The 14284-nt window shown below is 53.3% G+C and carries 12 protein-coding genes and 4 pseudogenes; 7 read left to right on the top strand and 9 right to left on the bottom strand.

What is annotated here, in order from left to right; translation table 11 throughout:
- The first annotated feature begins 104 nt into the window (after positions 1–104).
- The 3 genes from BFP93_RS19290 (at position 105) to BFP93_RS19280 (ending at position 2396) form a co-directional block, all read left to right on the top strand.
- Positions 105–437 (top strand): IS66-like element accessory protein TnpA, encoded by a 333-nt coding sequence (locus BFP93_RS19290; RefSeq protein ID WP_065892569.1) that lies wholly within the window; start codon positions 105–107, stop codon positions 435–437.
- The gene (gene tnpB, locus BFP93_RS29360) at positions 434–769 is read left to right on the top strand and encodes an IS66 family insertion sequence element accessory protein TnpB (RefSeq protein ID WP_065892568.1); all 336 of its coding nucleotides are present in this window, start codon (positions 434–436) and stop codon (positions 767–769) included. Before BFP93_RS19290 ends, tnpB begins: the two co-directional genes overlap by 4 nt.
- A 61-nt stretch (positions 770–830) precedes the next feature.
- Complete coding sequence (locus BFP93_RS19280; RefSeq protein WP_065892567.1) at positions 831–2396, top strand: IS66 family transposase; 1566 nt, start codon at positions 831–833, stop codon at positions 2394–2396.
- A 38-nt stretch (positions 2397–2434) separates the two neighbouring features.
- Here the strand turns inward: BFP93_RS19280 and BFP93_RS19275 are convergent, their stop codons facing one another.
- The gene (locus tag BFP93_RS19275; protein ID WP_065892572.1) at positions 2435–2917 is read right to left on the bottom strand and encodes a GNAT family N-acetyltransferase; all 483 of its coding nucleotides are present in this window, start codon (positions 2915–2917) and stop codon (positions 2435–2437) included.
- A gap of 24 nt (positions 2918–2941) precedes the next feature.
- Positions 2942–4018, bottom strand: a complete 1077-nt coding sequence (locus tag BFP93_RS27745; RefSeq protein WP_083205695.1) for a beta family protein — start codon at positions 4016–4018, stop codon at positions 2942–2944.
- A 226-nt stretch (positions 4019–4244) separates the two neighbouring features.
- Between BFP93_RS27745 and BFP93_RS19265 the strand changes: the two genes are divergently transcribed.
- On the top strand, positions 4245–4667 hold the full coding sequence (locus BFP93_RS19265) for a GNAT family N-acetyltransferase (RefSeq protein ID WP_083205694.1): 423 nt from the start codon (positions 4245–4247) through the stop codon (positions 4665–4667).
- A gap of 18 nt (positions 4668–4685) precedes the next feature.
- The gene (locus BFP93_RS28605; protein WP_141687991.1) at positions 4686–5435 is read left to right on the top strand and encodes a hypothetical protein; all 750 of its coding nucleotides are present in this window, start codon (positions 4686–4688) and stop codon (positions 5433–5435) included.
- 168 nt (positions 5436–5603) lie between these two features.
- Here the strand turns inward: BFP93_RS28605 and BFP93_RS27740 are convergent.
- Positions 5604–5900, bottom strand: a pseudogene (locus tag BFP93_RS27740) (integrase core domain-containing protein); the annotation flags it as partial.
- 166 nt (positions 5901–6066) lie between these two features.
- On the opposite strand from BFP93_RS27740, the pseudogene BFP93_RS27735 reads away from it, so the two are divergent.
- Positions 6067–6183 (top strand): annotated as a pseudogene (locus BFP93_RS27735) (transposase); the annotation flags it as partial.
- Between the two features lie 661 nt (positions 6184–6844).
- Here BFP93_RS27735 and BFP93_RS29355 read toward each other — a convergent pair.
- The 4 genes and pseudogenes from BFP93_RS29355 to BFP93_RS19245 all read right to left on the bottom strand — a co-directional run.
- Positions 6845–7108: pseudogene (locus BFP93_RS29355) on the bottom strand (DUF4145 domain-containing protein); the annotation flags it as partial.
- Between the two features lie 281 nt (positions 7109–7389).
- Positions 7390–7602, bottom strand: a complete 213-nt coding sequence (locus BFP93_RS19255; protein WP_065894375.1) for a hypothetical protein — start codon at positions 7600–7602, stop codon at positions 7390–7392.
- Positions 7603–7698: 96 nt separating this feature from the next.
- Positions 7699–8475, bottom strand: coding sequence for a hypothetical protein (locus tag BFP93_RS19250; protein ID WP_065894371.1), 777 nt, complete (start codon positions 8473–8475; stop codon positions 7699–7701).
- Entirely contained in the window at positions 8454–9488 is a 1035-nt protein-coding gene (locus BFP93_RS19245; protein WP_065894370.1) for a hypothetical protein, read from the bottom strand. The genes BFP93_RS19250 and BFP93_RS19245 overlap by 22 nt, the downstream gene beginning before the upstream one ends.
- 630 nt (positions 9489–10118) lie before the next feature.
- Between BFP93_RS19245 and BFP93_RS19240 the strand changes: the two are divergent.
- A pseudogene (locus tag BFP93_RS19240) lies at positions 10119–10693 on the top strand (hypothetical protein); the annotation flags it as partial.
- A gap of 65 nt (positions 10694–10758) precedes the next feature.
- Here BFP93_RS19240 and gyrB read toward each other — a convergent pair.
- The gene (gyrB, locus tag BFP93_RS19235) at positions 10759–13176 is read right to left on the bottom strand and encodes a DNA topoisomerase (ATP-hydrolyzing) subunit B (RefSeq protein WP_065894369.1); all 2418 of its coding nucleotides are present in this window, start codon (positions 13174–13176) and stop codon (positions 10759–10761) included.
- A gap of 4 nt (positions 13177–13180) precedes the next feature.
- A complete protein-coding gene (gene recF, locus BFP93_RS19230; RefSeq protein ID WP_057725758.1) occupies positions 13181–14284 on the bottom strand; it encodes a DNA replication/repair protein RecF in 1104 nt (367 codons plus the stop codon).

The following is a 14284-nucleotide window of genomic DNA, read 5'->3' as shown; positions in this document are numbered from 1 at the left end:
CGTATCCGTCCGGCGAAGTCATCTACCCAGCCCCGCAAGGCCACGGCATGGTGTGCACTTAAATTTGAGTGGACACCAGGTCTAGCCTTTTAAGCGGGTATTTCATGCAGCCACAACGCCGTTCCTACTCCAAGTCCTTCAAGGCCCAAGTCATTCAAGAGTGCGCCCAGCCCGGCGCTTCGATTGCCAGCATTGCGCTCAGCCATAGCCTCAACGCGAACCTCGTCCACAAATGGATTCGGCTGCACGCGCAGAAAAGCACGGCGCTGCAACCTGCATTCATTCCGGTACCCATGCAGCTGGCCGAAGTGAATTCGCAAGCTGCGTCGCCGAATATCTGTGTCGAAATCCAGCACCCACGCGGTACCGTCAAAGTGAGTTGGCCTACTGAAAGTGCTGTTGCTTGTGCGACCTTTCTTCGAGACTTGCTGCGATGATTCGCATCGACTCCATCTGGCTCGCCACCGAGCCGATGGACATGCGCGCTGGTACCGAGACTGCATTGGCCAGAGTGATTGCGGTGTTTGGTGCGGCGCAGCCGCACTGTGCTTATCTGTTCGCCAACCGCCGCGCTAATCGGATGAAAGTTCTGGTGCATGACGGGTTTGGCATTTGGCTTGCTGCTCGCCGGTTGAACCAAGGCAAGTTCCACTGGCCAGGCATTCGCCATAGCTGTGAAATAGAGTTGGATACCAAGCAACTCCAGGCTTTGGTATTGGGCTTGCCATGGCAACGCGCGGGCTCCGGCGCCGCAATCACACGGCTTTAACGGCTACCATTAGCCTATCGCTCTATCGCCGTGAATTGCCTGCTCTGGCAAAATCGGCACCATGACCTTGCCCAATCTCGACCACCTGAATCCTGAACAACTGCGCGCTTTGGCGGCGCAGTTGATACAGCGTGTCGAGACACTCGACCAGCAAGTCGAGACGATGGGCAAGACGGTCGAAACAATGGGTAAGAAGATCAACCGCGATCAAACGGTGATCGAGAAGCTGACCCATGAGATTGCACAGCTCAAGCGATTCAAGTTTGCCAAGCGTAGCGAGCAGATGAGTCCGCAGCAGGCCAGCTTGCTGGACGATTTGATCGATACCGATATCGCGGCGATTGAGGCTGAGCTTCAAGCATTGCAAACCGCGCCATCGTTGACCGAGAAAAAGCAGAAGCCCAAGCGCACTGCATTGCCGGCTGAGTTTCCACGCACGTTGATCCATCACGAACCGGACAATACTCACTGCCCATGTGGCTGCGTACTGAAACGCATCGGTGAAGACGTCAGCGAGAAACTGGACTACACGCCAGGCGTGTTTACCGTCGAGCGCCATGTCCGTGGCAAGTGGGTCTGCGATGACTGCGAAACGCTGATCCAGGCGCCGGTTCCGGCGCAAGTCATCGACAAGGGCATCCCGACCGCCGGGCTACTTGCCCACGTCATGATCGCCAAGTTTGCTGACCATTTGCCTCTTTACCGTCAGGAATTGATTTTCGGTCGTGCCGGCTTGGCGATTCCACGTTCAACTTTGGCTCAATGGGTTGGCATGACGGGCGTGCAGTTGCAGCCTCTGGTAGATGCGCTGCGCGACGTAGTGCTCGGGCAGCAAGTTATCCATGCCGACGAAACGCCGGTGCAGATGCTGGCTCCGGGCACAAAGAAAACCCACCGCTCTTATGTGTGGGCCTACGCCACCAGTCAGTTCTGCGAAACAGCGGCTGTTGTCTACGACTTCAGCTCCAGCCGCGCTGGGGAGCATGCTCGCAACTTCCTGCAAGACTGGAAGGGCAAGCTGGTGTGTGATGATTTTGGTGGCTACAAGGCTAGCTTCGAACTGGGCGTGACCGAGATCGGCTGCATGGCCCATGCACGGCGCAAGTTCTTCGAACTGCACACCACCAACAAGAGCACGCTTGCTGAGCAAGCCCTGCGCTACATCCAGTCGCTGTATGAAATCGAGAGCGAAGTGCGCGACCTGGAGCCGGATTTGCGGCGCCGAATACGGCAAGAAAAAGCCGTCCCGTTGATGGATATGCTGCACGCCTGGATGATCGCCCAGCGCGATCTCGTGCCTGAAGGCTCAGCCATCAGCAGAGCGCTGGATTACAGCCTGAAACGCTGGGCAGCGCTGTCGCGCTACCTCGGTGACGGGGCCGTACCCATAGACAATAATTGGGCGGAGAACCAAATCCGACCATGGGCTCTTGGACGCAAGAATTGGCTCTTCGCAGGGTCGCTACGCAGCGGCAAGCGGGCGGCGGCGATCATGAGCTTGATCCAGTCTGCGCGGCTGAATGGTCATGATCCATACGCCTATCTAAAGGATGTTCTCACGCGCCTGCCGACGCAGCGGGCGAATGAGATTACCGACCTACTGCCGCACAGGTGGATGCCCATCTAACGGTGCAACCTCTGACGGGGCACAGTATCAAGATCTGCCTAGTCGCCCAAATTAACGGAATTACCGTTAATCCGGACATAATAATTATCGAATTCACCGCTTTCGACGAACACGAAGCCATGGCGAGTGTAAAAACGATTTGAAGCGCTTTCCTTGAGAGCACCAACCTTGATGGGACGCCCGATCTCATCAGCCTCTCTGAAAATCTGAGTAAGAACTTCAGAGCCGATTCCTGCTCCTTGAGCACCGGGTATCACATACAAATGGTCAAGCAGAAGCTCGCTCTGATGGTCTTTGATAACGACAAAACCGACCAGATCGCCTGATACTTCTATGCGGCGTGTGCTGTTAGCGTCGAACCCACCAAGAAATCGTTCGCGCGCACGATCTGGGTTAAATCGTCCAAGCCGTTCAAGGCTCTCGCGCATGGCCTCAATCCTGATGGCTACCAGATCTTCCAGGTCGTTATTGGAAGCTGCGCATAAAACGACAGCGGAGTTTTGATCAGCGGAGGCTGGCATAACAAGCACCCTAAACATGGCCGGTCAGTCATTATAGAGAACAGAATCCGCATAACCACTACTGCCTCGGTTCAATGGAGGCGATGGCTCCATATCAGCTTCAGGGGGATGTGTTCGCCGGACGCATACGTAATGACCACAGCGTTTCTTGGTTAACGGTACAGCGGGGTCTGCGCGCTCAGCCAAGAGCTCGTCACCAAATGAATATGTCGGTCCTTTAAAATCAGCCGCATAAGCGTTGACCATGATTTCAGAAATAGCGACAGAGTCCGTTTTTTTCTTACCGTCGGCACGAAGAATGAGCCAATCATTATTCCGCGTATAACGGATTGCCACTCGTGCGCCCCGCCGCGTTAACGCCTCTTCAGTCCAAACGGGAGAAAGAACACCGTAATCGCTGAAGCCGATTTTCATACCAGGAGCTGCAGCATTGAGGTCACTCCAGAACGACCAATCTCGCCGGTTAAAAACACCCACCCCTGTTTTTACCGCCGCTAGGCTCTCAGGATAGGCACCGGATGCGACATGGATGCTGGTGAAGCCTAGCTGTTGAAACTGCGACAACTCGGTAGAAAACCGTTGAGTATCTGCGTTTGTCCATGTTTGCGGAGCAACACCGAGATCGATGATCAAACGCATCCGCAATCCATGAGCAGCTAGGGCGTTGTATGCCGTCGTAACATTGGCCAGGTGATCAGCGGTGATTGAAAGCGCAGCTACCCGTAAGCGCAGTGCCGCTTCACCAAAAGAGGCTGCCAAAGTCTGGAGTGGTACACCAAGCCCTGGTACATCGTAAGGATTGAACACAGGTACGATCGGGAGGCCCAGCCCGTTTGCCGAGGCCAGAAAGTCATGAAACTCACGCTTTCGGTTCGCCGTTAAAACCCCTTTAGGATCGGCATAATCGACCATCGCCGAACTGCCCCACGTGCCATGAAATGCGCCCATGAGATTAATGTGCTGGGCAGAATCTCTGACTTCTACGCAAGGAAGCACGTGCCTCCCTACGCCGGCAGCTACTTTTTTAAGCGCCTTCTGTTCGTAGGATTGCCATTTAATGATGGGAATATACGGGGGATGGTCAGGGAAATTTATCGCCATGCTATTACCGCTCCTTGGTGCACCTTGGTGGCAAAGGAATATCACGGCGCGCCAACCATTGCCATCGTCTGATCGTCTATTGCTCGCCCCCAAATCTAATTCTTGTGACAGCCGAATTGCACTGCGAACCAATCACGACGGCAAAAGCCCCTTTAGCCCCACTTTTTCCCGGACAACAGCTCCCGTTGAGCTAACTGGGGCTTTCGATGATACTGAGCTTTGGTAAGTGGTCGGCTTTCTGCTGCATCTACCAGTTCCAACTCCCCCTGACGCGTGTGGAATTACCTACATGGCAGTCAAGAAATCCCACCGTAGGCGTGGGCTCGGCTCTACCATGATGCGAGAGGCTATTGCCCGATACCCCAATGTTGAGTTGATCTTCCCGGTTAAGGAAGTTTCTTTCTACCAGCAGATGGGCGTTCAGGTGATTGACGCGGAAAATACACAGGTTGTGATGAACACCACGTCCGAAAATACGCCGGGACTGATGGGGATTGTTAACGCGGACCAGATCCTACACTCACCTCAAGCGAAGAAGATACATGCGCAACTCGTAGGCCGATTAGGTATAAAAATGATGGCTAATGCCGAGAAACAGCTCCAGCGCGAGGCAGCATCGTATGTTCACACTCGCCTTGCGACCCACTAACAGGAAGAGAATACCCAGATGCAAGAAGGAAAAGGTTCTTTGTTAAAAAACGCGTATCGAGCTTGTACTAATCCCGAAATATGGATAGTCAACATCTGTGCACTTTTGATAGGAGCTTGGTATTGGAATGGTTTCGATTATGAAAATCCAAATTTAATCAAAGCAGTCGTTACTATCATTGCTTTAATTTTTATGGGCGCTATATCATTGTTGATTTTTCTGCGAGATGACGGAGAGTTGCGTTGGTACCAAAGAAGTAAAAATCTTGGATCTAAATTACTATTATACAAAGAAATAAAAGACCTCCAAGATACACCAGTTAAAGATTTTTTATACGCGCACTACAGCTTGACCAAGTATAAGAATGCTACAGGCCTCGCTGTCGTATGGTCACTTTTGTGGGCTGCAGTATTACTCACAACACCGAAGTATGACGGGATCGAAAAGAGTTACCTAATTCCGGGTATTCCTATCATGTTTTTGGGTGCGTCTGTATTAGTACTGATTGTGACGGGGGCTTTTTTGTATGTATTTAAACAAAAAACAAAGAAAAATTGGTTCAGTCTTTCAAAGAACCCTCCGACAAACAAATATATTCCAAAGGGTTTTGAACCAGAGGTGGTATTGTGTAAGTCACCAGCGCCACTCTTAAACTGGGGAACACAAGATAAGTACAGGTGCAAAATTTCCGAAATCAATGGTAATAAAATGCCCAAGGGTAAAAAAAGAGACGAAATCGAGTGGAGTTATATCCCGCTTGAAAAATAATTTTAACTATTAAAATTAGATCTTCTCACCCCTAGCCCACGAATGTCGTGGGTTTCACCTGTGCCAGCTAAGATATTCGCACCTTCTTGGGTGCATTAATTGGAATGTATTCTAATGTTGATGATAAGCGTCCAGTATGAGGTGCTTATAAAGCATATCCCGTAGTGGTCAACTAATCCCGGACACGACGTTAAGCTTTTCCTCGGCCCGCGCTGACGGCAACCCATCGTTGAATCGGTGGGGCCGAATCCAGTTGTAGCGATGCATTAAAAAGTGGCTGATATCACGTTGTGCTTCCTGTGTAGTTCAATAGCCCAAGGTCGGTATCCATTCCGTTTTCAAGCTGCGGAATACGCGCTCCATCGGTGCGCTATCCCAGCAGTTTCCTCGTCGACTCATACTCTGACGCATGCGGTATCGCCACAATCGCTGGCGAAAGAGTCGGCTTGCATATTGGGCGGATTCAACCAGTCGTCGCAACACTGGATTGTTGAATTGATTTTAGATACTTATTTATTGCTTCGGCAGGTGTTTTCCAGCCTAATATTTTTCGAGGCCTTGTGTTCAACGTGAATCGCCCCGGGTTTCGTAGACACCTCTTGCCTTAAACTGAGGCCAATTAGGAGGTGCCATGAGCAACCCGCGTTACCCCGAAGAATTCAAAATCCAAGCGGTCAATCAAGTGACCGAAAAGAAGCTGCCGGTCGCTGATGTAGAGGCCCGTCTCGGCGTTTCGACGCATATCCTGACTCACCGTCAACTTCACGAGCGTCCAAGTCCTCTGGACGTCCCAATACGATCGCAGAAAACAAGGTGGTGAAAAGAGCGCTCTCCTCCTCCGCTATGAGAGGAAGTACCTGTTGAAGGTTTCGACGAGCTTCTTCCAACGTAGTCGCGATCGGAAATCGATGCAAGTTGGCCTGCAAGCTCTGCAAATCACTCAACGTGTAGGCAGCATTTGCATCGGTCATCCAACCCTGTTCGTGCATATCATGGATAAACTGGAAGCCCTCATCGAACTGATGGTTCTTCACCAGCGCCTTCGCGAGTTTGTCGATAATCAGCAGAAAGTTCGAGATCTTCGTCTCATCCTCGGTTTCCTCTGGCATCTGGTCATTGAAGGGAAGCCCCTGACTGAACCTGATAATACTTTCCTGATCCCTCCGCTCATTCCACTTCCTTGTGATCTCCTGCTGGGCAAAGACCTGCGCTTGCTCAAGCGTGTTGGCGGCGACCAACTGCTTCAATATTCGAACACGGTAGACCGGAGGCAGGGTGCTGAATAACGTGGCCACCCAGGCATTCGATCTGAGTCCGTGCTTTTTAAAGTACGTGAGGATTGTCCACTCACAGACCAGGCCTAGATCGCGCAGACCAGTTCGGATTCGCTCGCTTGATAGCTTCTTGTGATTTTCCTCATGGGCACCATCGTTGCCCAATTTCCGAATGCGGTGGAGGGAGTCAATGACATCCTGTGGGAAGAAGTGTTTGAGAAGGTCAATACGCCTGGAGAGTTTTGCGGTGCGCACGGCCCCACCATCCTTAGGATCCACCAGGTGAACGAGGACAGTTCTGAAAAGGTTTTCCAGGCAATTGCGGATGCTCACAGCCTTTTGATAAAGACGCGAGGCATCCCGTTCGTCTAGGTAATAGTCGAACGCCCTCTGAGGCATCAACGGTGGGTGATCAGCTTCCTGCATGGACAGCTCCTTAAGGTGGCTGCTCGCAAGTGAGTACTTTGCGCAGTGGTCGATAATACTAAAGTGAGATCATGCCGGGGAGCTGCCCTGAATCCATGAGATCAGCAAGAAGGCGCTGCCCGGCAGCGACTGTGTGCAGCCTCGCTGAAACTTATCGCAGCCTCAAGTGACGTCCATCATGCGTCGCGCAAGTGGAACTATTTGTGATCAAAAAAAGCCCGCAGATCGCGGGCTTGAAGTTGGGGTAGGAGCTTTTAGTGTGCATCGGCAAGATGCTTACGGCCTTGTTGAAACCACGACCGCGCTTCATCGTAGTTGCCTTTTTCGAGCGCAGTCATGACATGTGCCAGGCTGCCAACAGCGCGTTCCTTCGTGATTTGATCTGTTTTGTAAGCTTCGAGCACGTGCCCAAGGAAAGCGTCCATGTTTTCGTGGTCGCGATTGCTGAGTTCAGTTTTGCTGGTCATGCTTTTTCCTTCTTCAGTAATCAGGACACCACAAGGGTCCTGGTTCGATTGGCCCTGCCGGGATCCGGCAGGGGGGCGATTTCTCAATGAGAAGGTCTATTGAGTTGGTTGCAAGCCGAAGTTCAACTCCAGTCGCTTGGTGTAGTTCTCCAGAGTGCCTTTAAGCCCGATTGACTTGAGATTGATCTCTTCCTTCGCCAGGCGCTGCAAAAACGCTCTCATGTCGTTCTGAATGCTTTCAGGCAGCTCAATAGGGTCATCCGTCAGTTGGCCACTCAGCACCAGAACGTCATTGCGATGCTTGCGAATGTTTTTGCTATCGACCTGCTCACCGGATGCCTTCCGTGCCGATAAATCTAGCCAAGCATGCGCCTTGAGCGGGATCAGCCGGTCGACACCTATGAAGGTCAGTTGCTCATTACTTTGACGTCCCCCGATGAGGAAGTAGTAGTAGGGATCATCAAGCAAAATGGCCGACAAGCTAGAAACTGATTCATCAGTCGGAATGGGGGTCAGCGTGGCATCTTCTGGATGGTCAATACCGTCGGGCGAACGCGAGAACAACTCAAGTTGGGCAGGGTAGGCCTCATTTTCCGGATTCTGGAATCGGTAGAACACCGGTTTTTTTCCGTCAATTTCGCCAACCTGCCGGATCGTGTACCCGCCAGCCCGTACGAACTCCCAAAAGGCACCCACAAATTCCGAATTGAGGACTTCGATGACAAGTACGATATCGAGATCCTTTGTGGCTCGGAATGACTGGCCGGCTTCATCCATCGTAAGCCATGAAGCAACACCACCAATCAAGACAAACTGGTCACGATAGGCACTAAAATGCTGCCCGAAAACGTCTAATCCTCTGATTTCAGCCATGGAATATTTTCCTTAAGGTTGTCTAATGCTTGCTGGACACGTTCGTCCGGGTTGTCTTCCAAGCTCAGAAGCAGTGAAGCTTCATCTGCGATGTCTTTCCTTTCTTTCAGGCAGCGATACGCCCAGATCTCGACCCATGCCCGAGTCTCATCAACGGAGTGGGCCAACTTGAATTTTTTCTCTTCAACCATGGAATCGAATTGCTTTTTGGTCATGCCGAATACTGGCTGAGAAGGTCCAGCAAGCATTGTGCATTTGGCCAGTGCAGTCTCGCCTGCGAGAAAGACGCCGTTGCCTGCATGAAGCACCCGATCGATCGCGACCTTCCGTTTCACTGGAGAACGCATAAAGTGACGGGCTTTTTTGAAAAGATCGGATGGAGGCGCAGCGAACGAATAGTAGTTTTTGAATCCGAGACTTTGTGCTGGGTGGACGATGCCCAGCTTCAGCAACTGATCAATCACCTTGGCAAGGGTGACGCGGCTGTATTTGAACTCTCCCAAAAGCCCGTTGGACGGGAAGACAGTATTGCTGTCCCACCCCTGATACAGCCGCGCCAGTAGCATTGCTTGTGCCGCAGGGAGAAGGGCGGATACGTCCCCTTCATTGCGCCGAGTTCGGACGCTCTCCCGCAGGTCCATCGCCAACTCCGGGATGAACAACTGATAACCGGGCTGGATGAAATTGATATGGCTGTTGATCAAGCTGCGCCGCTCAGGTGGCGACAGCGCCGGGCACACATACACAACCACCTTGTCCGTGAATTTTTGTATCTGAGAAATATGCTTGCCAAGCGTTACTACACCTGGGTATTCGTCATCAAACGGCAGGAGCAGGACCATCAAAAACTTCGACTGCTTAACTCCGCTGCCCACCAAAAGAACAAGATTGAGGAGTTTGTAGGTTTCCTTGATGAAGTGGGGCACCTTTAGGTCTGAAGCTGGCTTCAGATGTGCTTCCACGCCCAATGTCGTCTCGAGGTAAAGACTGATTTCGCTCCGTAATACCGGCATTTGCGCCACTCTGTTAACCTGTTTTTTACACTGTAAACCACGGTGGTTAACAAGTCAAAAAAGTGGTTAACAGATCTGCCTGAGTTTAGCTTCGACGCGATATGACTGGTGATATTACCCCCTCCCTGAGACCGGTTGAGACTCAATAGCCACGATCGGAGATGTCGCTAAGTAATCACGGAGTTGAAATCCGATAGATGAGCCACCGTCGACGAGTCGACCAAGTATGTCCAGGGTGGCTCTGCGCAACTTGATATCTTGAATCAGAGCCTCTCGGTGCTCATGCACCGCGATTCAGCAAATCGTCTCTGCGTACCACAAGCTATTTCCATCGTCGAGCAAGTCAGCGGGGGCTCTGCGTAAGGCATCGCGTAAATGAGATAACGCCGAAGGTACCGCGGATACTATGCCGACGCCCGCCATCAACTGAAGCAGGTTTTCCAAGCCTACTCGGCTGTCGCCGACGGCGACTAGGCAATTAAAAATGAAGTTTGGACGAGATTTGAAAAGCTCCATGTCTCGCCAATTTCTAGGCCAGGGCGTTGAGCAAAATAGAAGCGTCCTAATTACTTTGTGGAATTGGCTGTGAGACCTACGGTTCTGGGTTCGTAGCGAGGCATCGCCAAAGACCTTGCCCATGCGGCTCTCAACCGTGGGCATCAATTAGTGATTGAGTACGAAGAGCAACACCGCCGCGCCAAAGCCTTTATGGTGCGTGTGTTTGCCGATTGGGTGGACGATGTCTCGCATCAATGGCCTGCTTATGCTTACGACGAACCCATCTACGAAGCCTTGTTGGCCAAGTGGCGCACTCCCAGCCCCGACGACCTGATGCCCTGCCTGTTGGCCGCGTGTGATCGCCACACTTGGCAAACCGGCAAAGAGAGCCAGAAGAATTCCTACGACTTCAATCAGGACTGGCACTTGGAGCGCGTGCCGGTGGAAATTCTCTATATCCTGCGCCTGCGCCAGTGGGAAGGTTTAGCCAATCCGCAGAAGATTGATCATCCGCTGCTGGCCGCGCCCTTTGACCAATTGCCGCCCGAGCAACCAGTCCTGAGTTGGACGAGTTGATGCAAGGTGTGCTCAAACGCGCGAGGGAAGACTGGCCACAGTACCCGCTTCACGACCCAGCGGGAAAACCACTTTTATTGACGCGAAAAAAAGCCCGCTTTCAGCGGGCTCTCCTTCGAATGGTCGGCTAATCATTGGTGCTTAGCCGAACCATCTATTTGTTAAAAACGCATTTAATCTGTAAACCTACACCTGATCAGAAATCCAGGTTGGACACGGCCAGTGCATTGCTCTCGATGAAGTCACGACGAGGCTCGACCGCATCACCCATCAGGGTGTTGAAGATCTGGTCGGCGCCAATGGCGTCTTCGATGGTCACACGCAGCATACGACGCTGAGCCGGGTCCATGGTGGTTTCCCACAGCTGATCCGGGTTCATTTCGCCCAGGCCTTTGTAGCGCTGGATGGTGTGACGCTTGGTGCTTTCAGCCATCAACCAGTCCAGGGCTTCCTTGAACTCCTTGACCTGCTTCTTGCGTTCACCACGCTGAATGTAAGCACCGTCGTCCAACAGGGTGCTCAGTTGCGCGCCGAGGGTGACGACCGTCTTATAGTCATTGCTGCCGAAGAAGTCGCGGTTGAAGGTGACGTAGTTCGACAAACCGTGGGAGATCAATTCGATCTCCGGCAGCCATACGTTACGTTCACGGTCTTCGCGCAGGCTGGCTTTATACACCAGGCCAGACTTCTCCACCGTGCGCAGACGCACTTCGTACTGGGCCAGCCAATCCTGCATGTGTGCATGATCGCCCAACTGTTCCAGGGTGATGGCCGGCAGGTAGATGAAGTGCTCGGTCAGCTCCTGAGGGTACAGGCGCGACAAGCGCTTGAGCGTCTTCATCACCATGCGGAAGTCATTGACCAGGCGCTCCAGCGCCTCCCCGGAGATACCTGGGGCTTCGTCGTTCAAGTGCAGGCTCGCATCTTCCAGAGCCGACTGCGTCATGTACTCTTCCATGGCGTCGTCGTCTTTGATGTATTGCTCTTGCTTGCCTTTTTTCACTTTGTACAACGGCGGCTGGGCAATGTAGATGTAGCCGCGCTCGATCAGTTCTGGCAACTGACGGAAGAAGAAGGTCAGCAGCAGGGTACGGATGTGCGAACCGTCGACGTCAGCATCGGTCATGATGATGATGTTGTGGTAGCGCAGCTTGTCGATGTTGTACTCGTCACGGCCAATGCCGCAGCCCAGTGCCGTGATCAAGGTGCCGACTTCCTGGGAGGAAATCATCTTGTCGAAGCGCGCTTTCTCGACGTTGAGGATCTTGCCCTTCAACGGCAGGATGGCCTGGGTGCGACGGTTACGACCCTGCTTGGCGGAACCGCCAGCAGAGTCACCTTCCACCAGGTACAGTTCGGAGAGGGCAGGGTCCTTCTCCTGACAGTCAGCCAACTTGCCCGGCAGACCGGCGATGTCCAGCGCGCCTTTGCGACGGGTCATTTCACGGGCTTTACGCGCCGCTTCACGAGCACGTGCGGCGTCGATCATCTTGCCGACAACCAGCTTGGCTTCGTTCGGGTTCTCCAGCAGGAAGTCGGAGAAGTACTTGCCCATCTCCTGTTCCACAGCGGTCTTCACTTCGGAAGACACCAGCTTGTCTTTGGTTTGGGAGCTGAACTTCGGATCCGGCACTTTTACCGAGATGATCGCCGTCAGGCCTTCACGGGCATCATCACCGGTGGTGGCGACTTTGTGCTTCTTCGCCAAGCCTTCCGCTTCGATGTAGGTATTGAGGTTACGCGTGAGCGCGGAACGGAAACCCACCAGGTGCGTACCGCCATCGCGCTGCGGAATGTTGTTGGTGAAGCACAACAGGTTCTCGTTGAAGCTGTCGTTCCACTGCAGGGCGATTTCAACGCCGATGCCGTCTTCACGCTGGATGTTGAAGTGGAACACCTGGTTGACCGCAGTCTTGTTGGTGTTCAGGTATTCAACGAACGCACGCAGGCCGCCTTCGTACTTGAACAACTCTTCCTTGGCGCTGCGCTCATCCTTGAGGATGATGCCGACACCGGAGTTGAGGAACGACAGTTCGCGAATCCGCTTGGCCAGGATGTCCCAGCTGAAGTGGATGTTCTTGAAGGTTTCAGCCGAAGGCTTGAAGTGGATCTGGGTGCCTGTGGTTTCACTGTCGCCGACGATTTTCATCGGTTCCTGTGGCACGCCGTGGACGTAAGTCTGTTCCCAGATCTTGCCGCTGCGGCGTACGGTGAGCACCAGCTCTTCGGACAGCGCGTTCACTACCGACACACCTACACCGTGCAAGCCACCGGATACTTTGTAGGAGTTGTCGTCGAACTTACCGCCGGCGTGGAGCACGGTCATGATGACCTCTGCCGCCGAGACGCCTTCTTCTTTATGCACATCTACCGGAATACCGCGGCCGTTGTCGCGCACGGTAATGGATTCGTCCGGGTGGATGATGATGCTGATGTCGTCGCAGTGACCGGCCAGAGCTTCGTCGATGGAGTTATCGACCACCTCGAACACCATGTGGTGCAGACCGCTACCATCATCGGTGTCGCCAATGTACATACCGGGACGTTTGCGTACGGCATCCAAACCTTTCAGCACTTTAATGCTGGTCGAGTCGTACGTGTTTTCTTCGCTCATGCCTTCACTCCCGATGGTCGTGGGTCTGGGTGATACGGCCTTGTTCCACGTGGAACAAAGCGACTGGCGTTTCCGTCTGCCAGCCTTCCCTCAATAATTCGTGGTCTACACAGGTGATAAACACTTGGCAGCGTAAGTCTTCCAATAAGCGGCATAACGCGCGGCGGTGTTGCTCGTCGAGTTCGGACGGCAAGTCATCCACCAGATAAATACACTGACCGCGTCGGGCCTGGCTGACCAGGTGCCCCTGCGCGATACGCAATGCACACACCACCAACTTTTGCTGGCCGCGGGACAGAATATCCGCAGCATTGTGAGCGCCTAATCTAAGACGCAAATCAGCACGTTGGGGTCCGGCCTGGGTGTGGCCAATCTGCTGGTCACGCTGCAGGGAGGTCGCAAGCACTGCACTCAGCTCGCGTTCCTTGTCCCAACCACGGTAATAACTCAGCGTCAGCCCCTCGAGGTCCAACAGCTCGCTCAAGGTCTGCTCAAAGACTGGTTTCAAGGCTTTGATATAGGCACGGCGGTATTCATCTATTTCGTCGCTGGCCAGGCACAGCTCCCGGTCCCAGGCCGCTTGTGAAGCGGCGTCAAGTGTACCATGCCGCAGCCATGAGTTCCGCTGCCGCAGGGCCTTCTGCAAGCGCTGCCACGTGGCCATGAAACGGGGTTCCACGTGGAACACGCCCCAATCGAGGAATTGCCGGCGAATTTTTGGTGCACCTTCCAACAAGCGGAAACTGTCGGGGTTGATCAACTGCAACGGCAGGATTTCCGCCAACTGCGCTGCGCTGCGCGCATTCTGCCCATCGATGCGAATCTGAAACTCCCCACTGCGATCACGGGATATCCCCAGGGCGCTGTGCCCACCCTCAGCCAATTCAACTTGGCCAAATACCGTGCACGCCAACTGCTCGTATTGGATCACCGGCAACAAGCGAGCGCTGCGAAAGGAACGGGCGAGCCCCAGCAGGTGGATGGCTTCCAGCACGCTGGTTTTTCCACTGCCATTGGCGCCATGAAGAATGTTGATGCGAGGAGAAGGGGAGAAGGTCACCGGGTGCAGATTGCGCACCGCGGTGACCGAGACACGACTGAGGGACAT

It is taken from the genome of Pseudomonas sp. 44 R 15, assembly GCF_900004965.1.
Taxonomy (GTDB): Bacteria; Pseudomonadota; Gammaproteobacteria; order Pseudomonadales; family Pseudomonadaceae; genus Aquipseudomonas; species Aquipseudomonas orientalis_A.
Note: the sequence above shows the minus strand (reverse complement) of the source record. Positions and strands in the feature narration are given on the sequence as shown.

Bases quoted from the DNA above. Each gene is read 5' to 3' on its own strand.
- BFP93_RS19290 (WP_065892569.1), top strand. From the start codon at position 105: ATGCAGCCACAACGCCGTTCCTACTCCAAGTCCTTCAAGGCCCAAGTC.
- tnpB (WP_065892568.1), top strand. From the start codon at position 434: ATGATTCGCATCGACTCCATCTGGCTCGCCACCGAGCCGATGGACATG.
- BFP93_RS19280 (WP_065892567.1), top strand. From the start codon at position 831: ATGACCTTGCCCAATCTCGACCACCTGAATCCTGAACAACTGCGCGCT.
- BFP93_RS19275 (WP_065892572.1), bottom strand. From the start codon at position 2,917: ATGCCAGCCTCCGCTGATCAAAACTCCGCTGTCGTTTTATGCGCAGCT.
- BFP93_RS27745 (WP_083205695.1), bottom strand. From the start codon at position 4,018: ATGGCGATAAATTTCCCTGACCATCCCCCGTATATTCCCATCATTAAA.
- BFP93_RS28605 (WP_141687991.1), top strand. From the start codon at position 4,686: ATGCAAGAAGGAAAAGGTTCTTTGTTAAAAAACGCGTATCGAGCTTGT.
- BFP93_RS19255 (WP_065894375.1), bottom strand. From the start codon at position 7,602: ATGACCAGCAAAACTGAACTCAGCAATCGCGACCACGAAAACATGGAC.
- BFP93_RS19250 (WP_065894371.1), bottom strand. From the start codon at position 8,475: ATGGCTGAAATCAGAGGATTAGACGTTTTCGGGCAGCATTTTAGTGCC.
- BFP93_RS19245 (WP_065894370.1), bottom strand. From the start codon at position 9,488: ATGCCGGTATTACGGAGCGAAATCAGTCTTTACCTCGAGACGACATTG.
- gyrB (WP_065894369.1), bottom strand. From the start codon at position 13,176: ATGAGCGAAGAAAACACGTACGACTCGACCAGCATTAAAGTGCTGAAA.
- recF (WP_057725758.1), bottom strand. From the start codon at position 14,284: ATGTCCCTCAGTCGTGTCTCGGTCACCGCGGTGCGCAATCTGCACCCG.